This window comes from Bacillus sp. AFS029637, assembly GCF_002584985.1.
Lineage (GTDB): Bacteria > Bacillota > Bacilli > Bacillales > Bacillaceae_G > Bacillus_A.
Map to the genome: position 1 here is coordinate 69,603 of NZ_NUPZ01000026.1, position 20,223 is coordinate 89,825.

At 37.0% G+C, this 20,223-nt stretch carries 16 protein-coding genes; 3 read left to right on the forward strand and 13 right to left on the reverse strand.

Annotated elements, in window-relative coordinates; genetic code table 11:
• The first annotated feature begins 21 nt into the window (after positions 1 to 21).
• Positions 22 to 387, forward strand: coding sequence for a YxeA family protein (locus tag COE49_RS15200; protein WP_098266264.1), 366 nt, complete (start codon positions 22 to 24; stop codon positions 385 to 387).
• Positions 388 to 624: 237 nt separating this feature from the next.
• Here the strand turns inward: COE49_RS15200 and gad are convergent, their stop codons facing one another.
• From gad to COE49_RS15225, 5 genes are all read right to left on the reverse strand, one after another.
• Positions 625 to 2,094 carry a glutamate decarboxylase gene (gene gad / locus COE49_RS15205; protein ID WP_098945947.1) on the reverse strand — a complete coding sequence of 490 codons (1,470 nt, stop codon included), beginning with the start codon at positions 2,092 to 2,094 and terminating at the stop codon, positions 625 to 627.
• 333 nt (positions 2,095 to 2,427) lie between these two features.
• On the reverse strand, positions 2,428 to 4,134 hold the full coding sequence (locus COE49_RS15210; RefSeq protein ID WP_098945948.1) for a glycoside hydrolase family 3 protein: 1,707 nt from the start codon (positions 4,132 to 4,134) through the stop codon (positions 2,428 to 2,430).
• Between the two features lie 17 nt (positions 4,135 to 4,151).
• Entirely contained in the window at positions 4,152 to 4,799 is a 648-nt protein-coding gene (gene pgmB, locus COE49_RS15215; protein WP_098945949.1) for a beta-phosphoglucomutase, read from the reverse strand.
• A gap of 102 nt (positions 4,800 to 4,901) precedes the next feature.
• The gene (locus tag COE49_RS15220) at positions 4,902 to 6,185 is read right to left on the reverse strand and encodes an MFS transporter (RefSeq protein ID WP_098945950.1); all 1,284 of its coding nucleotides are present in this window, start codon (positions 6,183 to 6,185) and stop codon (positions 4,902 to 4,904) included.
• Positions 6,186 to 6,375: 190 nt separating this feature from the next.
• Positions 6,376 to 7,935 (reverse strand): carboxylesterase/lipase family protein, encoded by a 1,560-nt coding sequence (locus tag COE49_RS15225; protein ID WP_098945951.1) that lies wholly within the window; start codon positions 7,933 to 7,935, stop codon positions 6,376 to 6,378.
• Between the two features lie 411 nt (positions 7,936 to 8,346).
• Between COE49_RS15225 and COE49_RS15230 the strand changes: the two genes are divergently transcribed.
• Positions 8,347 to 9,603, forward strand: a complete 1,257-nt coding sequence (locus COE49_RS15230) for an AraC family transcriptional regulator (protein WP_098945952.1) — start codon at positions 8,347 to 8,349, stop codon at positions 9,601 to 9,603.
• 204 nt (positions 9,604 to 9,807) lie between these two features.
• On the opposite strand, the gene COE49_RS15235 is transcribed toward COE49_RS15230, so the two are convergent.
• The 8 genes from COE49_RS15235 to COE49_RS15270 all read right to left on the reverse strand — a co-directional run bounded on the left by COE49_RS15235 (position 9,808) and on the right by COE49_RS15270 (position 18,333).
• The gene (locus COE49_RS15235; RefSeq protein ID WP_098252509.1) at positions 9,808 to 11,232 is read right to left on the reverse strand and encodes a hypothetical protein; all 1,425 of its coding nucleotides are present in this window, start codon (positions 11,230 to 11,232) and stop codon (positions 9,808 to 9,810) included.
• Between the two features lie 46 nt (positions 11,233 to 11,278).
• Positions 11,279 to 12,181 carry an FTR1 family iron permease gene (locus tag COE49_RS15240; protein ID WP_088229584.1) on the reverse strand — a complete coding sequence of 301 codons (903 nt, stop codon included), beginning with the start codon at positions 12,179 to 12,181 and terminating at the stop codon, positions 11,279 to 11,281.
• 18 nt (positions 12,182 to 12,199) lie between these two features.
• The gene (locus tag COE49_RS15245; protein WP_098252510.1) at positions 12,200 to 12,961 is read right to left on the reverse strand and encodes a hypothetical protein; all 762 of its coding nucleotides are present in this window, start codon (positions 12,959 to 12,961) and stop codon (positions 12,200 to 12,202) included.
• A 64-nt stretch (positions 12,962 to 13,025) separates the two neighbouring features.
• A complete protein-coding gene (locus tag COE49_RS15250) occupies positions 13,026 to 13,772 on the reverse strand; it encodes a glycosyltransferase family 2 protein (RefSeq protein WP_088229586.1) in 747 nt (248 codons plus the stop codon).
• Positions 13,769 to 15,244 (reverse strand): alkaline phosphatase family protein, encoded by a 1,476-nt coding sequence (locus tag COE49_RS15255; protein ID WP_098882366.1) that lies wholly within the window; start codon positions 15,242 to 15,244, stop codon positions 13,769 to 13,771. Before COE49_RS15255 ends, COE49_RS15250 begins: the two co-directional genes overlap by 4 nt.
• Positions 15,232 to 16,161: a lysylphosphatidylglycerol synthase transmembrane domain-containing protein gene (locus COE49_RS15260; RefSeq protein ID WP_098882365.1), complete on the reverse strand. Its 930-nt coding sequence runs from the start codon at positions 16,159 to 16,161 to the stop codon at positions 15,232 to 15,234. The genes COE49_RS15255 and COE49_RS15260 overlap by 13 nt, the downstream gene beginning before the upstream one ends.
• The gene (locus COE49_RS15265; protein WP_098945953.1) at positions 16,127 to 17,074 is read right to left on the reverse strand and encodes an SDR family NAD(P)-dependent oxidoreductase; all 948 of its coding nucleotides are present in this window, start codon (positions 17,072 to 17,074) and stop codon (positions 16,127 to 16,129) included. Before COE49_RS15265 ends, COE49_RS15260 begins: the two co-directional genes overlap by 35 nt.
• Before the next feature lie 86 nt (positions 17,075 to 17,160).
• On the reverse strand, positions 17,161 to 18,333 hold the full coding sequence (locus COE49_RS15270) for a hypothetical protein (protein ID WP_088229590.1): 1,173 nt from the start codon (positions 18,331 to 18,333) through the stop codon (positions 17,161 to 17,163).
• A gap of 468 nt (positions 18,334 to 18,801) precedes the next feature.
• Between COE49_RS15270 and COE49_RS15275 the strand changes: the two genes are divergently transcribed.
• Positions 18,802 to 20,091, forward strand: coding sequence for a UDP-glucose dehydrogenase family protein (locus COE49_RS15275; protein ID WP_098945954.1), 1,290 nt, complete (start codon positions 18,802 to 18,804; stop codon positions 20,089 to 20,091).
• Positions 20,092 to 20,223 lie beyond the last annotated feature (132 nt).

The window sequence follows — 20,223 nt, forward strand, 5'->3', positions numbered from 1 at the left end:
TGAACAAAAGGAGAAATAACCATGAAAAAATTTGTAATTTGCATAATAGGAATAGGCCTTCCTATATACTTACTACCTTTCATATTACGCGGGGATTTGGACAGATTTAATCCTATTGCTGAAGAAAAAAATGTATACGCCGTTGCGAAAGGATATGGCGTTCCAGATTACCATCATAAAGGAAGAGCTATGTACTCACTAAAAGGTGTTGATGAATTAAGGAATGAGAAAGAATATACAGTAGGAACGAACACTCCTAATGATTTTATAAGAAAAACTTACTTGAAAATTCATGTAAAAGGTAAGTATGTGTATTCTTACGACGTTATTTCTGAAAAGGACATACCGGAGAAAATAAGAGGACAATTGAAAATAGTAGATAACTAAAAGAGCCTACTCGTATGAGCTGGCTCTTTTAGTTTGTTTTATAGTGTTATTTTTCCCATAAGCTAAAAATTCTATTACCCATTTTCATATTTTTTGAATCAATAGGTGGAATCTCTCCGTCTATTTATCAGATCGAGTGCTTAATCTGTTCCCCAAACCGATAATTGATATAAACTTTTCTTCTATATAAAGCATATTCTTATTGGTCGACTTAATGACTATGGGATCTTTCCCCTTTTAATGATGAAACCCATTATCACATTTCGTATCATGTGGCATAGGCCCGTCCAGGGAATCCAGAAAGGCAACGGCCTGTTTGAGGTTCATCAAAAATAAATGCGCGAGATCCATTGATAATCCATTTCGAACCACAACGCGCATAATCGTCACCTCTTCCATATCTGGAGGCAATGGATAAGCGGGTACTTGCCAGCCGAACACACGCAATTGTCGAGATAAATCATAAAGATTCCAGTTTAATGTGTAACCATCTTTCAGTCGCCAAGCGAAAACCGGAATATCCGAACCATCGGACAAAAGTTCGAACGGTTCCATCTTCTGAATCGCCTTACTAAGAAAAAGAGCGACTTTCTGAGAAGCCCTCTGGACATCATAGTACCCACTTTTCCCCAAACGTAGGTAATTGTAATATTGCAGGAGCACTTGCGCGCCAGGACGAGAGAAATTCAGAGCAAAAGTCGGCATATTTCCGCCCAAATAGGAGACGCGGAAGATTAGATCCTCAGGGAGATCTTCAGCTTCCCGCCAAATTATCCAACCCAATCCAGGGTAGACTAATCCATACTTATGTCCGGATACATTGATAGACTTCACCCTCGGTAATTGAAAATCCCAGACTAAATCTGGTTGAAGAAACGGTGCTATAAATCCCCCCGAAGCCGCATCCACATGCATGGGAATATCGAGGCCCGTCCTCTCCTGTAAATCGTCCAACGCTTTCGCAATGGCGGCAACCGGTTCGTAAAGTCCGGTATAAGTCTCACCGAGAATCGGTACTACACCAATCGTATTTTCATCCACGACAGCGAGGACCCCCTGAGGATCCAATTGGGGATGCTCTGGGCTAACCTTCACATAGCGTGGTTCAACCTCCCAATAGTTCGCGAACTTTTCCCAAACGACTTGAACAGCAGAACTAAACACAATATTGGGACGATCCACCGGTTTCCCTTCGCTTTTGCGTGCGTTTTGCCAGCGTCTCTTTAACGCAAGCCCCCCGAGCATACATGCTTCCGACGATCCAGTTGTTGAAACACCCATAGTCGTAGTGGGGGTGGGCGAATGCCAGAGGTTGGCTAAAATGCGGACACACCGCTCCTCAATTTCGGCTGTCTGTGGATATTCATCCTTGTCAATCATGTTCTTGTCGAATGATTTGGCATATAATTGCTCTGCGGCAGGCTCCATCCATGTGCTAACGAATGTTGCAAGATTCAAGCGGGCATTGCCATCAAGAGCAATTTCATCATGGACGATTTGATACGCTGTTTCTGGTAACATGCCTTTATCAGGCATGTGAAAGCGCGGAACGGCTGCTTCTCCTTCGCGGGCAAACAGAGGATTTATAGAAAATTCGTGAGGCAGCTCCATTTGCATGTGACGCGGTACATATTGTGGATTATCTGGTATGATCTCTTTTCCTTCGTATGCATCGTTTTGAACTTCTACTTTTCGATCCTGTGGCATACAAGTCCCCCTTAATTAATTGTTTAACGAACATATTATTTACAAAAAAGCATTTGTTAAACCAAGGGGACAATTCTAATAAAAGGTGCTGCCACCAAGTGAAAGCACTGTAGAAAAAACTGTGTCTATTTTCTTGACGTAGTATCGGTTATCATTTTTTGATTTTTTTAAACACTTACAATATTTAATGCATGCAGCAACGTTAGTGCTTCTCTCACGATAACAAACAGATTAAGGACTTACTGTTGTTGCACAGTAAGTCCTTTTTTCACCAAGTCTATTTCGGCGTCAATGGTGCAGGTTTTATCGAAAAGTTAATGAATGTAATAATTATTACAACCTAGTATCCCACTTACCGCAAAAGGCATCTACAGGACTTGTGCCCTTAAACTCTGATCTCCCCATCAATTTATCAACTAACGCCTGTAATACATGATCATTTGAGCTATAAGTATTAATGAATGTCTTAACTCTTGGCACATCTAAAAGATGATAAGGGTTTTCTACAGAAATAAAAATAGTTGGAACAGCTGACATATAAACAGGAACATTAGCACCCATAGGTTGGGCCCATTCTATACGTACTGTGGTTTGATTGCTTTTTGTTGCCATGTTCGCTAAATATATTATCAGGTCATATTTCTCAGTAATATCTTTGTAACTACTAGCTAAACCTTCAAAGCCTGGACTTGGTTTAAATACGTCTATGTCAAAACCTTCGTTTACTAAAAGATCCTTAACCTTTTTAGCAACTCCAGTTCTAACTGAGTACGCTATACCTTGTTGGCTCTCTATATCGTAATACAGCACCTTCTTATATTTTTTTGGATCAATAGGTAAAACCCCTTCTTCCTTTTTTACTAATGTGATTGCTTTATCTGCACATTCAGCTGCCCAAGCATTATGTTCCTCAGTAGCAATCCCCTTTAATGCTTCTTCCAGCGAAGGTATTAACTTTCCTTCCGCTTGTTTTTTATGAAGCTTTAATGCCGCTTTAAGAGCAAGTATCTTTGTTACAGCCTCGTTTAATCTTTCCTTTGTAATAATTCCTTCCTGCACGCCTCTTCTCATATATTCATAATCTTCGTCTATGTTCTTTGTAAATAGGAACATATCACAACCAGCGGCAATAGCCTGTGGTACTACCTTATCTCTTGTCATTGGAATTACCATACCAGCCATTGATGATGCATCTGTTACCACTAGCCCATTGAAGCCTAATTGTTCTTTTAATAGCTTCGTTACTAATTCATAAGATAGTGTAGCAGGTAACATATCCTTGTCTTCTATTTGTGGATTAAGTTTCTTAGTATATGCAGGCTGCATAATATGACCGACCATAACAGTCATAGCACCCGCTTCAATGCAAGCTTTGTAGGCAGCTCCATAGGTTTTATCCCAATCTTCACAGGACATGGAATTTATAGATGTAACTAAATGCTGATCTCTCTCATCCATACCATCACCTGGGAAATGCTTTATTGAGGCAGCTACACCATATTCCTGAACACCCTTTACATATTGAACACCCATACGGCGAACTCTGTCTGGATCTGAACCAAGAGTACGTGTATTAGTTATCGGGTTTCTGAAATTATAATCAATATCAATAATTGGTGCAAAGGCCCAGTTAGCTCCAACTGCTGAACCTTCACGACCAGCAACAACGCCAAGCTTGTACGCCATTTCATCATCATCAGTAGCAGCAACCTGCATCTGAGATCCTATCATTGTTCCTTCTTGTACAATACCATTACCGCCACTTTCTAAGTTTGCTGAAATCAGCATAGGAATTTTTGAATTTTCTTGAAGGATACGCACTGTATTAACAACCTCAGCTGCTGGCATAGGTCTACACATCAATCCGCTAGGCATATACTTTGCAGCTAGATTTTTTATATTATCCTCATCATCAGAATAAGCAACTAAACAAAATAACTGACATATTTTTTCATCCTCTGTCATGGAAGCTATTGTTTTCTCTACCCATTGGATATCCTCATCATTTAAATAAAATGGCTTTTCTCTTAAATTCATCATTTTTAACCTTCCTTTCCTTAATCCTTTAGTAATTCATCTATTGATAGTAAAGATAAATCTTTTACTCTATATTTTGCATTTGCACAGTTCGCTGCAAATCCTACTCCTACAGATTTCATACCTCCAGCATTTGCTGCCTCAATGCCAGCATCAGCATCTTCAATGACAACGCATTCAAAAGCATCCATTCCTAATTTTTCTGCTGCTAACAGAAAAACCTCAGGATGTGGTTTGCTGTATTTTATTTCATTTCCATCTGCCACAGCATCAAAATAGCCGTCAAGTTTGATTCTTTTCAGTATAAAGGGCGTATTTTTACTAGAAGATCCAATAGCTGTCTTTACACCTAATTCCTTCAATGCTTTTAACACATTCATAACCCCAGGAAGAATATCCATTTCTGACAATTTATTAAGCAGATTTCTGTAATAAGTGTTTTTCCTTGCAGCCAGCTCCTCTTTTTCTTGTAAAGTATAAAGCGTTTCTGACCTTTCCAAAATAATCTCCAAGCTCTCCATTCTGCTCACTCCACGGAGCCGTTCATTTATTTTTTTATCAAAATATACCTCTTCGTCATCGGCCATTTTTTTCCAAGCTTCATAATGAAACTCATCAGTTGAAACAATGACCCCATCTAAATCAAAAATTACCGCTCTCTTACTCATGTTTCCTCCTATTTTTCCGTATAATTTATTGTGTTACATAGAAGATTCCTTCATAGTTTATTTGTAAATACTTTAACTTCTTCATTCTGTTTCCACTATCGTTTAAGCCTGGATATCGCCTAACTTATTTGTTTCCAATTCTCTTTCAGATTTCAACTTATGACCTACTTCTGGTATAGGCATAATCGCGAACATACCTATAATCGGCATAATCGCAAGGAATATGAAAAAGAAGTTCCAGCCTCCTATTGAAAGAAGCAGTGGTCCTATTGCAGGCACTATGGATTGTGGTAGAGAATTAGCAACGTTCATGATTCCAAAGTCCTTAGCAGCATCATCTTTATTAGGCAGCACGCGGGCAACCATAGCTGTATCAACAGCCATAAAGCAACCTCCGCCTATAGCACAGACAATAGCAGCAATATAGAAGGCCTGAACACTTGGTATAACGTACAATAAAATACCAAGTGTTAGAATTACACAAGAAATATAAAGGAATATTTTTTGCTTTCTGATTTTGTCTGATAAAACACCACCTATAAGGCTGGCAATAACAGTGAAAATATTACCAAAAATCATTATATTAGCATAAGTTGATGTAATTTGTTCCTTATCCATATGCATACGATCACCTAGCATAATTGTTAAATAGAACATGCTGCAATATCCTAGCATAAGTAGGAACTTTGAAAATAAAGCCCATGTAAACTCAGGGAATTTTTTTGGACTTGGATAAAATTTTGTTATTTTTTCAACGAAGGATCCAGTATTATTGTTATTCTTTTTAACAAATTCCACCTTGCCTTCTTTTATCAAGAACAAGCTGATGACTGGTCCGATAACACCAATAGCAGCAAACGTTGTGAACTTAACGAAATCAGTTGCATTATTCATGATTTGAATCAATATCATTCCTAAAGTCATGAACAGAGGCAATAAGATACCAAATATACCAGACATGGTACCTCTTTTGGATTCTTCTACTTGATCAGGAATTAAAGCCGTATAAGCTGCCCAGCTGAAATTAAAGAAAAACTGTGCCGCTGCCCATCCCATCACGACGCCTAAAACCGTTTTCGAGAAATAAATATACATGATGCATAATGAACCGAGCAGTGAACCAAGCAAAATCCAAAGGCGGCGTCTTCCAAAAGTCACATTGCTTCGGTCACTGATGGCACCACCAATTGGATTACCGATTAAGGCAAAAATTGCACTTACTCCTGCCACCAGACCATAGGATGCGGCGTAACCCTTAGGATCAATAGTCATAACCTTTAGTGGTATCAATATTGCACCAACAGTCAGGAAGCCCATAAGCATCAATCCAAAACCAATTGAGATCCCCACAGCCAATCGCGTAAAAGGTGTTTTAATTGTTTCCATAATACTTCTCCCCCTTTTGAGTTGTATATAATTTCACAAGCCCAAATTAGTGATTTAGAATAGCAAAATACATAGCATTTCGTTTTCAAACTGTTTAATACAATATTTGCTATAAAAAACAAAGAGATGGTATTTTTGAGATGGATAGTGCACCCCCCTCCCGACTAACGGGTGATTATGGTACTTTTTCTTAATGCTGAACGTTCTGATCGAATAACTCTGCAAGACTGATAGGACCGCATACCTCATTAAATAAATTTATCAATTCATCATCATAATTATGAAGAACCTTGCAATCTCGATCAAAAATCATAGTAGGCTCGTCCTCTGGTTTCACAGCTGTCCACTCAGGTAGCCCTGGGTGATTTGGATTACCGGTTTGTGCAAAATGGATGACTGCTTGGAATATCTTTTCTTCCAGTTCATCTGAAATGCCATCCATATTACAGATTTCAACTTTATCTGTATTATGGAAGACAAAAGGAATGTCTGAACAATGCCATGCTGCCTTTCCATGAGCAATCGGAAATTCCAGAGTAAAATTATACAAGAAAGCAGGAGCCTTTCCTCCTTCTGCCAAAAGTTTTGCTAGTTCTTTAGAAGGCGTACGGAAAATTCTGTCAAGTAACAATAAATCCACCGCTTTCTTTTCAGGATAAGCTTTTACAAACAACTCCATAAGCTCCTGTGTATGCTTACCAAATTTCTTGCAAAGCATTTCTTTTTCTAGATCATCAGAAAGCTCATATTTATTAGAAGTCGCTAGATTAAATGCAAACTCACCAAATACAGAGCCTACCATTAATGGAATAGTTTTTGCATGTTCGGTAAAGCCATGTATAAGAGGTTCTCCAAGATAATACTCATTTTTTAGTGGTGCACAGCCCATATAGCCGCCCTTTTGCATAATCGCTGGAGATACTTTTCCATAGACTTTTACCAGTTCACTGTAAGGAAGTGTCTCTAAAGCCTCCACATCCTTTTCTGTAAGTCCTAATTCTTCAAGCATTGCTGTTACAATCATTCTTCCATCACCATTTTGTTGAGGCATTAACTTACCATCGTCAATACCACTCATAACAATTCCCTTATGGAAAAGTCCGTCGGCAGCCGGTATCTGCATAAGACCAGTAACTTTCATACCACCACCAGACTGTCCAAACAACGTAACATTTTCAGGGTCTCCGCCAAATTGAGCTATATTTTCGTGAACCCATTTCAAAGCTGCTACAAGATCAGCATGACCAGCATTTGCTGAATTTTTATATTTCTCTCCAAAAGGTGAAAGATCCATATATCCAAGAATGTTTAAACGGTGATTCACACTCACTACTACTACATCACCGAGTTGACTCATATTAAAACCGTCATATGCTACCTGCTCAATGGATGATCCAGCAGTGAAGCCACCGCCGTGGAGCCATACCAAAACTGGTTTTTTAGCATCTTTATCAAGAACTTTTGTCCAGATATTAAGATTCTGGCATTTTTCATCCATAGGCCAATAACGATGTGGCACCATCAGTTCTGCGGTTGGATTATCCTGTTGCATCAGTGGACATACATATCCATATGATGTAGCATCTTTGATACCTTCCCATGGAGTTAATTCCTCTGGCATTTGAAACCTTTTTGCCTGTGCATAAGAAATTCCTTTGAAAATATGAATTCCATCATAAAAATAGCCTTTTAATTGACCTGCTTTCGTCTGAACAACAGGCACCTCATCAAATACAAATTTTTTCGCCATCTTTTTTACCTCCAATATCACGGTTTTAATGTACTCTAACTTTATCCCACCGGCAGTAGTTTGTGCTTCTGAAGGAACCATGTACTTACGATAAAAAAGGTCTTAACGTTTTGTATAATGTAAAACACAATACCGATTACGATAATCACGCTAGAAACATAAAGATAGATTTTTTTGCTTTCTAGTTTTGTCTGATAAGACGCTACCCACAAGGCTGGTAATAGCAGTAAAAAATATTTCTCCTGCTATTAAGTTAGTATGTAACTTTTCAAACCGTGTATTAAAATATAATTCTCTTATAATTTACAATATCAAGAAAGCGCTTTATTGTATTATTCTTAGATATATTGTATAGTTTGATTGTGAAATTTTTAAAAGATTTTCTATAAAAAGCAAGGAGGTCGTATTGTCTTGAATTTGTCAAAATCCGAAAAAAATCCAACTGAAAACATTGAGAATATTTGCGGTTTATTATCAAATTTATTTGACATATCTGTCTGTTTCCTAAGCAGCTCAAATGATATAATATTTTCTGCCGGCGGTACGGCATTGAACAACCCTCTTAACGAAAATATACATAATACAATCATTGATTTGTTTCAAAGCAGTGAGCATCACAATCTTCCCATTTTCAAGTCAACGAAATTTTCCGAGAATTTCGTTGCCGTAAACTTGTACACAAACAACACATATAGTGGGAAATTTGTTATTGGTCCTTCAATCTGCTCAAGAATGGACACTGAAACCGTAAATATAGTAGTTTCCAAAGAGAAAATTTCCTTGGTAGACAAGGCAAAGCTTTGTAGTTATTTCAACATTCTTCCGATAGTCAGTTTTAACACACTCTTACATTTAAGTCAGTTAATCTATTATATTTTGTATGGGCAGAAATTAGATTTTGTCTCGTTGTCCGATCTCAACACATACCAAAACAACTTCAAAACAAATTTTGCTGACAACTACGAAAACATTTCGTCGAATAGGAAACAAAACAATGAGCTTCACCATCCTTATATATATGAACAAAATTACTTCCAGTATATAAGGGAGGGTAATCTTGAAAAAACGATTTCACATTTTAGAAAGAATCTCCACGATAACTTTGGAGTTCTTTCAAAGAAAAGCTCACTTCGAAGTGAAAAAAACATCAGCATTTGTCATACAACACTTGTAACACGGGCAGCGATCGAAGGCGGGCTGGATCCGGAACAGGCGTACACCATGAGCGACATGGCAATCCAGTGCATAGAGGAAATAGATGATATAAAGCAGCTTCAAGATTACCGCAACACCATTGCAATCGAGTTTACAAAAATGGTAAATCAGATAAATGAACACAAATTCCCTAAGCCAGTCAGAGTCTGCGAAAGTTATATTAAAAATCATATTTACGAGCCTATATCGGTGAAACAGCTCTCTGAAATTACTGGGTTAAACCCAAATTACCTGTCCTCGATGTTTAAAGCAATCACCGGATTTTCTGTATTAGATTTTATCAATAAAGAAAAAATCAATGAAGCAAAAAAGCTGCTGATAACGACAGACCTTTCCTTGACGGACATTTCGAACCTGCTTCGTTTTTACGACCAGAGTCATTTCACAAAAACATTCAAAAAATACACAGATATTACACCTAAAATCTTTAGGGATCAAAACAAGCACATATAAATGGTACTGACCTGAAAACGACATTAAGACACAAATTTTATCTTAATCTTGTTAAAAACGGGTTAATCGTCAGGGAAATGAGCTTAGCGTTATAAATCCCAAAATAAAAACCCCCATTTCTCTGTATTAAAATTGAGAAATAGAGGGTTAATCACTTAACAATTAATGAAAGTATAAATTATCACAATATTACTTGCGTTTTACTTACTTTACAACAGAATCCTTTTTCCATTTGTATAAAACTATTTCATGATAAACAGGATCAAATAATGGGTTTGAATGAAAGACGGCTTCCTTTTCAACTTGTCCTTCTATATGAATTCCTTGTTTTTGAAATCCTTCAATGAGATGATTGGTAACATATATATTCTCATTTTTATGATATTTTTTATCTTGTAAAAAATATGAATATGTGTAAAAACGTTTATGTTCATACGGCATTTGTAAATATTCCATAACCCTCGTCTCTTCCCAAGTGTATACGATAAACGGCTCTTGTTTTCTCTCTAAATATGACGCGAGTTGATATGTTGCTGGTACCTCCGTATGTTGTTCTTTCATGAGCGGTATACTTATCATAAGTTGACTGGTTGCAAACAAAAGCAAGATAATACCACGATGTGTTTTTAACCATGAAATAGCAAGTATGCAAAGTAACATCGCTACAATTGGGTAAGAGTGACGAGGTTTATCAATGTTTTGTCCAAATAAATTCCACAGAAAATAGAAAGCTACAAGAGCAATCAAAACCTTTGGATAGCAACGTATATTTTTCCATTGTAAAACAAATAGAAACAAAAAGAACAAAAAGAAACCTACTAAATAATAAGAGTGGATACCTATTCCTGCAAAGATGATGTTTTCAGAAAGTAAGCGATAGAGACGTGAAATAAGTGATTCACTCGTATCTGTAACTGCTCCACCCCATTCGGTAAAATGGCCTCCTACAAATCCAAAAGAAATTTCCCATAGCCCCCTGATTCCACCAATGTTCCAAATAAGAGCACTGACCCAAACTAGTTGTGAAAGGACAGCTGTACAAAATAAGATTATAAATCGCCATTTTTCTTCATGCCATTGTTGCCATAATAATAAAATAAGTGCAATTCCAAACGGTGCATAGGATAACCTTATACCCATTAATAGCGCAAAGAAGAGAATTGGCCAGAATTGAGTTTGAAAACGTTTTGTGCGAAAGGCACGTTCTATACTCCATATATACCACCATACAATTGCTAAAGCTGCGCCTTCTGACATAGGTTGCGTTACTAAAATAGAGAAATAACCGCTCGTTTGTAAGACAGCTACAACAATAAGAGCACTCGTTTTACTTACATAATGGCGTGCAATCCAATACATCGGGAAAGCTGCGCCAAGTGCCATAATGGCATTAAAAATCCCTAACGATTGCACAGGATTTTCTATAAAAATATGCGTTATCATTCCCCCTAAAATAAAAAAAGGATACCCTGGGAAATGGGGCTGCATCGCTAATATGTCATATTGCTTTAAAGCAAGTGTAAAATCGACTTCGTCCCACGTTGCTGCAAACGGACTTGCATAGAAAAAACGAATACAAATCACACTAATAATAAGGATAACTGCCCATATACGTAGTACTTGTTTCATCTCATTTCCTTTCTTCAAAAAAAGTACAAGGAAAACACCTTGTACTTTAACTAACTGACTTATTTTCTTCCATTATTTCTTTCTTTTTAACAGGCTTTTTAAAGATAATTAACATGTACAACACTACAAAATATCCGATATACACAAGTACTTCTTCAATGGACGGCATTGAGGAATATCCTAAAAATGCTTTTAAGAAAATGCCGATATCACCAGAAAGAAGTGGTGCAGTACCATGATCACGAAGATAATGCTCATAATCAATAGGATGCTCTGGTAGTAGCCAAGTAATATCATATACATGCGGCATTACGCTACCAAGTATCTTTAAATCTTGAAGCATAGCAACACCTTGTACAAGAAGTCCTGCTGCAATTAATACGATAAATGCACCTGTTACTTTAAAGAATACTTTGAGTGAAATACGCATCGTTCCTTTAAAGAATAAGAAGCTAACAACTGCTGCAACGAGTAGACCTGATATAGCTCCCCAGCCTTTCATCGCTTCTCCAATATTTCCACCAGTAATAGCTGCGAAGAAGAACACAGTTTCTACACCTTCTCGAAGTACAACAAGGAAAGAATGCACGACCATTCCAATTATATTTCCAGCCGTAATATACTGATTCATTTTATTTTCCATGTTAGCTGTCATATTCTTACTATGTTCTGCCATCCAAAATACCATTTGTGTAAGTAAAATGGCTGAAATGAAAATAATGGATATTTTTAAATACATTTCACTCCCCATAGCAGCAAAACCAGTAAATACAACTTGGAAAACTAGGGCGACAATATAACTTGCTACAACCGCAAGCCCTGCTCCTAGCCAAACATATTTCACATACTGCTTACTATCTGTGCGCTTTAAGTACGTTGTAATAATCCCAACGATAAGCAGCGCTTCTAATACTTCACGAAATGTAATGAGAAATGCCTGAAGTTGCATTGCTCTTCCCCCTCACCCTTACTTGCGTTTTCTTACAGCATATACAATGACCCCAACAAGTATAAGTACAATCACTACGATTGGAGCCCAGTTTTTCAGGCTGCTTAAATCTGTCCACTCTGTTTTCCCCGTATTATCAGAAGCTGCTTGATCTTCTTGACTATTTGCACTAAAGTGTCCAACTTTAAAGTCTTTAATTTTAAACTCTTTTTGTAACTCTGCTAAAATAACGTCTTTGCTTTTCTTGAAAGCCTCTTGATTTGCTTCTTTTTGACCTACTCCAAATAAGCCTGGATTTCCTAATGATTCTAACGCTTTATTAAATTCATCCTTTAACTTCGTATCTAGCTCTTTATTGTGCTCACCAACAGCTGGTGATAACGCTTCATATGTAGCAAATGCTTTAGCTAATAAACGTTTGCTTGTATCATAGTCTTTAAAATTTTCGTCTACATTTGTTAAACGACGATTAATATTAAGCGCAAGAATTTTTTGCATATCAGCAATAATATCTTCTTTATTTTGTTTATCAAAGTCCTTCATCATTGCTTTAGAAGGTTCTTTTCCCATATGCTGATCAATTTCTTCTTGCACATTTTCATATGCTTTTTTTGCTTCTTTAAAGTTTGCCGGATTTTCATCTAACTTAGTAACCATCTGCTTGTATGCTTCAGCTACTTTTTCTTCGTTCGGATTTCCATACGAATAAGCAAATGCAGTTGGTTGCACCGAGAATAGTAAGAAAATACTAACAAATAATGATGTAATGATTCTTTTCATGAACGTTCCTCCCGAGGTTAACGATAATTATTACTACTTTCATTATGAAGATAAGAAACGCTCGCTACGAGCACCTCTTATCCTCTATTAATACATGAGCCGTATAGTCTATACTTACTTTCTCTACTGGACGCGTCATTTCTCTCCAAATCGCTGGAAATACACGTGTCATATACTTACGAAACGATATGAAAGACTCACCTGTTTTTCGTACTTTATAAGTAATCGGTACTTCTTGTACTCGAAATCCTTTTCGTACTAAATTCAAAGTAATGACTTGTGCATAATTATAATCGTGAATAATTTCCCCATGCTCCATCGCTTGCCTAGAAAAAGCACGCATGCCTGACTGCCCATCTCGAATCCATTTCCGTAATAACAAACATTGCAGCGTCGTAAAGCAATAATTTCCAAGACGTCGATGTAATCTCATTCCTTGAATGGTTCCTCTAAAACGAGAACCCATCGTATAATCTGCTTCTCCCATAAAGATAGGTTCAAGTACATTCGGAATTTCATCAGCTGGGTACTCATCATCAGCATCGATCATTACACTAATATCAGCCCCAAGACGATAGCTTTCCTGCAACCCTGCTCTGACAGCTGCACCGAGTCCTCCGTTTTTTGCAAGTGAAACGATGTGATCAGCCCCGGCCTTTTTTGCAACCTCTACCGTTCTATCAGTTGAGCCATCATCGATAACAAGCACTTCTACCTTTACACTTGGATGAAAATGACGCGGCACTTTTTGAATGACATGTGCAATAGAATCCTCTTCATTTAATGCGGGTATAAAAACAATTACTTTCATTCTTTTTCCTGCTCCTTTAGCGCTTCTACTAAGACAGGACCCCGACTATGAGATGGATACGGTGCTCCTAATAAATAAGCAATTGTAGGGGCCATAGAAACAAGACTCTTCTTTTCTTCTACTTTTACACCTTGAGCAATATGAGGGCCGTACATAAAGAATGGTACAAAGCGTTCTCCTTCGTCTAAATGACCGTGACCACCAATACCATCCGCTTGCCCATGATCTGCACAAATGATAAATGTCGTATTTTCTGCTTTTCCTGTTTTCTCCAAATGCTCAATAAATTGCTTCACATGCTGATCTGCTTCATGAATTTTTTGTAAATATTCATCATATAGTACGCCGCGACTATGACCTGTTTGATCTGTAGAAATAAGCTGGACGATAAATAGATCTGGATCTTGTTCATCCATAATCTTTCTTGCTTTCTCCATAATTTTCGAGTCAACAACATCATTTTTCATCACAGCAGTAAATGTTTCCACATCATCGCCAAACGCGTCTACAAGATGAGCAACCGCCAACATCTTCCCTGTTTTATCCACTTTACGAAGAGAATCAAAAATACTCTCTACGTTCACTCCATGCTTCCAAACCATATTCGATTTAATCCCATGCTCAAAGGAATATGTTCCTGTAAACATAGATGAGAAACATACAACTGTACGAGCTGGATATACAGTTTCCATATTTAAAAACTCTGTCCCTTGTTTTCGAAGGGAATCTAAGTACGGTGTATGTGCCGCCTCAAAACGATCTTTTCGCATACCATCTATCACAATTACAACTACTTTTTCATTTAATGCCTCTTGATTTTCAGGCATGTTTTCTGTATAGCTAGAAATTGCCTTTGGCTGCCAATCAAATAAATTACGGTGTAAAATAAGCGTATATATAAGAAGAGCACCATAAAATATACACAGCACTTTCCAATCTATACCGTTAAATGTACCGCCTGCTTGGAAGAAATCGTAATAGTAATACCAAAGTGAAAGTAGCAGTAAGAACTTTGGCATCTGTTCTTGTGCATTCCCACTTGTAGAATCACTATTTTTTAAAACCAGCTTCCAAAACCGTGTGAAGTTCAACCATGATGTACCAATTCGCAAATGATAATATAAAGTTCCCCAAAATAGAATTGTAAAGAAGAAATATAATCCTAATGCAAAAAAGAATAATGGTAAATGTACCGTCTTAAATACAATTAAATATGCAATAAACGGAAACCATAAATAATTTCTTAAAAACAATGGGAAATCAAACAAATAATATAAAACAAGTAAAGGTACAATGAGGACAAAGCTACTAAAAAATGCTGAGATAAAACCATTTTGTCCAAACTGCGAGATAGAAAACAATAAAAATGTACCGAATACAAAAATAGGCGTAAACGGTTTTCCTTCATTCAGTAAGTTCCAGCAGCGGGCTGCAACTTTTTCAAACTTTGATGCTTTTTTTACTTCTTCCACCGGATGTTTTCTCCCTTCTGACTGACTATTGAGCGCAACTCCATTGGATATAAGACGAGCAGAATTGCACCCACACCGTAAGAAAATATAAATTTAAAGCCGTGACTCATTAATGACCATTCATATGCTGCCACTTCACCTACTCCAAGTGCCCTTAGCGCAAATGTCATTACCGTTTCATAGGTCCCAAGACCACCTGGTGTTAATTGAAATACTTGTCCTGCTATGGTCACACTATTCACCCAAACAGCCTGTAGGAATGTAAGTGAGTTCGCAATCTCATAAATGACAAAAGCTTCGCAAATCCAGCTCATTACAATTAGTAAGATAATGATAACGCCTTGTATTGTAAACAAAACAGTCTTTAGTTGCTTCCATTGTCCTTCGACAAATTGCGGTACTTTCTTGTATAAAAGAAACAACGCTCCACTTCCGATACATATGCAAGCAAGGATAACAGGAACATTCAGTAAAACATTCCCCCACAATATAAACATTCCTACTGCTCCAAATACACCAAGAATAAGTAAATCTAATATACGAAGAATAACAACCGATTGTGTCGCTTCTCCTAATGTCACTTTCTTCTCTTTTGTAATGATCGCAATGCGAACAGCATCTCCTACTTTCAATGGAGAAACATGATTAATAAACAAACTATAAAACAATCCATATAGAGCCTCTTTCATTGTAATATGATGATGAAGATACAATTTCCAAGCGTATGCACGAAAGAAAAATGCAACGCCATACATCACAATAATAACTATTAAGGTATAAGGATGTTTCCATAATTCATATAGTTTTCCCCACAAAGAAGACATTTCAAATGACTGCCACGATATAACAAAAAAAACACATAACAAGAAAATCCCACAAAGATTAAACAGTATCCGGATATTCTTTCGCCCAAGCAATAGTCTGCTCCAACCCTTCTGCAAATGATACACGAGGTTCATATCCTAGCTGATTTTTCGCCTTCGAAATATCAGCCCATGTCGATGTTACATCTCCTTTACGATGCGCCTCTCTATTTACACGCATAAGCGGGAAGTGCTTCTCTAGCTGTGCAAGCAATTCAGTCATTAAAATTGGTGCATTTGAACCTAAATTGTAGACATCGCTTCCATTCGACTCTAACGTAAGAGCAATCCCTTCTGTAATATCATCAATGTATGTGTAATCTCTTCCTGTTCCCTTTCCATATACAACAATTTCTTCACCACGTAATAATTTTCGAATAAAGCTTGCTATCGCCATATCAGGGCGCCCCCACGGACCATATACGGTAAAGAATCGTAAAATATTCATTTGAAATCCATACATATATTGATAAGCATGGCAAAGTGACTCCATCCCGTACTTCGATGCCGCATAAGGAGATAAGACACGGCCGTTCGCCATTTCCTCTTTCAAAGGCATTCCTGTTTGCTCTCCGTACACAGAAGAAGAGGATGCCACAATGATTTTTTTTACATTTTCTTCTCCTGCGCATGTTAATACGTTACTTGTCCCTTTTATATTAATATCAATATAAGCACCTGGCATTTCAAGCGATGGTCTCACGCCTGGAAATCCAGCTAAATGAATAACTGCATCAACCTTCTCTTGCTGCATAACAGCTTTCACATCTTCTTTATGCAAAATATCACACTCATAAAATGGTACATTTCCAGATCGCTGCACTTGTTCAAGCTGAAACTGTTTTCGTGATTTCGCATAATAGGAGTGGAAATTATCAAGTAGTACAACTTGCTTTCCTTGTTCTAACAACTTTAAAGCAAGATGACTCCCGATAAAACCAGCCCCTCCAGTAATTAGTACTTTCATTCATTTCACCACCCTTAACTACACTATGTAAAAGAAGAAACCTTGTCAAGACAAGGTTTCTTCAAAAAGGTATACGTATGAGCAGATTATTTCGCTGCTTCAATAGCTTTATTTAACGCGCCCTCAAGTTGTGGTAACAATTTATCAGCATCTTCTTTCTTCTTCGCTTTTACTGCATCTAAATAAGACTGTGCTGTTTTTGTTAACTCTACTGTTTGCTGTTCGCCAAGTACTGATTTTAAATCATTTTCAATGATATTAATGAACAACGCGCCTTCTAATGCTGTAATAGGACCTTTATCTTTTCCGAAGTTTTCTTGGCTTTCTTTATACTCACCTAATGCAACTTTTGAGAATCCACGTACAAACGCTTGATTTACTGCTTTTGCATCAACTGTTTTTACATCCGTTTTCAAATCAAACTGCTTTAAGATAAAGTCTGCATCTTCAGGAGCTGCTTTTTTTATGTACGGATAGATTGCTTGATAAAATGCCCATCCCTCTGCTTGCTCAATTTTTGCTGTTTTTTCATCAGTTTTTGCTGCTTCTACCATTTTTGTAGCATAGCCATGTGGTACTCCACCTGTCGCTAGGTAGAATGTTTTCATTATCGTTTTATCTACAACTTGCTTACCAAGTGCAAATGCAAGTTTGTCGTCTTTATCAATTGCAGCTTGCATTTCATCAAAGCCGCCTTTAATTTGAGAAGCCATTTGTGTACCGTACGCTGTATCGCGTTTTCCAACTGTACCTTCTACGCCCTTATAAAACGCAAGTGCTTCATCCATTTCTTTTTTCACAACATCTTTTTTGCCCCAGTTTGTGTCGATTTCTTTAAATTCATGGCGCATCGATTGGAAAAACTCTTTTTGCATTAATTTATCAAATAGTTGCTTTACAACCATTGGTTCCATTTCTTTCTTTTTCCCTGCTTCTAATGCAGCTGTAATTGTTTGGTCGATTTGTTCATTGAATTCACCATCTCGCTTTTGAACAAGAGGTTGTAATTTTTCTTTATATAACTTTGTTACTTTATCAAAGTCAACCTCTTTGCCTTCTTTCGCTTTTTCAAGTTCAGCTACTCCATCCTTGTAAGCTTGTACAAAATCCACTTCTTGTTGTTTTGTTTCTTCTTTTTTCACTGTCTGTTCTGTCTTTTTATTTTGTGCTTCCGTTGCTTTTGTTTCCTCTTTTGCACAACCCGTAAAAAGAAGAGATGTTACCGCAGCTGCAGATAATACTTTTAATTTGAATGTCATGAATGGCTTCCCCCTGCTACCCCTAAGTGATAGTGATTTTCATTATTGTCAAATTGATTATAAAAGCGCTTACGATAAGTGTCAACATAATTTTTCAAGTAGTTGTCATATTTCCGTATGGTAATCTCGACCAATTTTTAAAAAACTAATAAAAAGACATTTCCCCTTTGTTTCAAAAGCTTCAAAAGCACTTAAAAATCCCCGTCACGCATAAGTTATCGCACAAAATTTGGGACTCCCTTACCTGCTCAGGTTATGATAGGTTTTAGACATAGAACCAAATATACTGAAACGTATTTTCTTCGATAGACATAATCATTGGAACAAATTAAAATCAAATATGGTATAAGAATACTTCCAAACAATTTGGAGTAAGATTCTTCCAAAAGACATACTTCGAGTTGTTTTTCTTTTGCATCATTATTTAAAAGGAAAAACTAGCACTAATTTCAAAAGGATGATTATTTTATGGATATATGTATTATAGGTTCTGGCTATGTTGGACTAACATCAGCAGTAGTATTAGCCGATTTAGGACATCATGTTATTTGTGTTGATAAAGATCAAAATAAAATTAACGCTCTCCAAAAAGGAGAGTATCCTATCTATGAACCAGGTTTAACAGAACTTATGCACAAAAATCGCAATCGGTTACAATTCCGTAGTGATGTTGGTCAAGTTATTCAACAAACAGCAGTTATTCTTATTGCTGTAGGAACTCCTCCCATGTCCAATGGAAAAACAGACTTAAAATATATTGACTCTGTTATTGATATATTAGCTCAAAACATAAAATCATATAAAACTATTATTACGAAAAGTACGGTTCCACCAGGTACCAACCAATTTATGAGCGAAATGCTTATAAAAAAAGGTGTAGAACCCTCACTTTTTAATATCGTTTCTAATCCAGAGTTTCTTCGTGAAGGCTCAGCTGTTCATGACATGCTCTTTCCAGATAGAACCGTCATAGGTATACAAAAAGATGACACAAAGTCACTAGAAATTATGCATGCACTCTATAAAGGTATTCAAGCACCGTTTTTTCATACAAGTTTAGACGGCGCGGAAATGATTAAATATACATCTAATGCTTTTTTAGCTACGAAAATATCTTTTATAAATGAAATTGCTAGAATTTGTGACGCTTATCATATTGATATTACTGAAGTAGCAAAAGGAGTTGGGTATGATTCCCGAATCAATCCCGACTTTCTTCAAGCAGGACTTGGTTATGGAGGATCCTGCTTTCCGAAAGATTTGCATTCATTAATTTACACAGCAAATAGTAAACAAGTATCAGTCCCTATTTTACAAGCTGTGCAATCTATCAATTCGACACAAGTAGATCTTTATATTGAAAAAATCAGAAATCATTTAAAAGATCCTTCTTCAAACAGATTAACAATTTTAGGGGTTTCTTTTAAACCAAATACAGATGATACACGTGACTCTCTCGCTGTCACACTTATTGAAAAGCTAATCCCGCTCGGTTACGAAATTCATACTTATGATCCAGTAGCCCTTCTCCCTTCTCATGTAAAAAAACAAGTTACACAACATACTGAATTGGAGTCCTCTATTACAGATTCGGATTGTATAGTTATTGCCACAGAATGGGATGAATTTAAAACACTTAATTGGCAACGAGTAAAAAAATTAATGCGAGGATGTAAAATCGTTGATGGCCGTAATTGTCTTGAACGAAATGAAGTAGTAAAAAACGGACTACATTATATTGGGATTGGCCGGCTATAAAAATCCTTGTGAGAGAAGCAGTACGATGTTATTGCTGAAAAGGACATACGGAAATAAGAAAACAATTGGACATAGTAGATAACTAAAAGAGCCTACTCTTATGAGTTGGCTCTTTTCAGGCTGTGGAGAAAG

Bases quoted from the DNA above. Each gene is read 5' to 3' on its own strand.
- COE49_RS15200 (WP_098266264.1), top strand. From the start codon at position 22: ATGAAAAAATTTGTAATTTGCATAATAGGAATAGGCCTTCCTATATAC.
- gad (WP_098945947.1), bottom strand. From the start codon at position 2,094: ATGCCACAGGATCGAAAAGTAGAAGTTCAAAACGATGCATACGAAGGA.
- COE49_RS15210 (WP_098945948.1), bottom strand. From the start codon at position 4,134: ATGATGAATTTAAGAGAAAAGCCATTTTATTTAAATGATGAGGATATC.
- pgmB (WP_098945949.1), bottom strand. From the start codon at position 4,799: ATGAGTAAGAGAGCGGTAATTTTTGATTTAGATGGGGTCATTGTTTCA.
- COE49_RS15220 (WP_098945950.1), bottom strand. From the start codon at position 6,185: ATGGAAACAATTAAAACACCTTTTACGCGATTGGCTGTGGGGATCTCA.
- COE49_RS15225 (WP_098945951.1), bottom strand. From the start codon at position 7,935: ATGGCGAAAAAATTTGTATTTGATGAGGTGCCTGTTGTTCAGACGAAA.
- COE49_RS15235 (WP_098252509.1), bottom strand. From the start codon at position 11,232: ATGAAACAAGTACTACGTATATGGGCAGTTATCCTTATTATTAGTGTG.
- COE49_RS15240 (WP_088229584.1), bottom strand. From the start codon at position 12,181: ATGCAACTTCAGGCATTTCTCATTACATTTCGTGAAGTATTAGAAGCG.
- COE49_RS15245 (WP_098252510.1), bottom strand. From the start codon at position 12,961: ATGAAAAGAATCATTACATCATTATTTGTTAGTATTTTCTTACTATTC.
- COE49_RS15250 (WP_088229586.1), bottom strand. From the start codon at position 13,772: ATGAAAGTAATTGTTTTTATACCCGCATTAAATGAAGAGGATTCTATT.
- COE49_RS15265 (WP_098945953.1), bottom strand. From the start codon at position 17,074: ATGAAAGTACTAATTACTGGAGGGGCTGGTTTTATCGGGAGTCATCTT.
- COE49_RS15270 (WP_088229590.1), bottom strand. From the start codon at position 18,333: ATGACATTCAAATTAAAAGTATTATCTGCAGCTGCGGTAACATCTCTT.
- COE49_RS15275 (WP_098945954.1), top strand. From the start codon at position 18,802: ATGGATATATGTATTATAGGTTCTGGCTATGTTGGACTAACATCAGCA.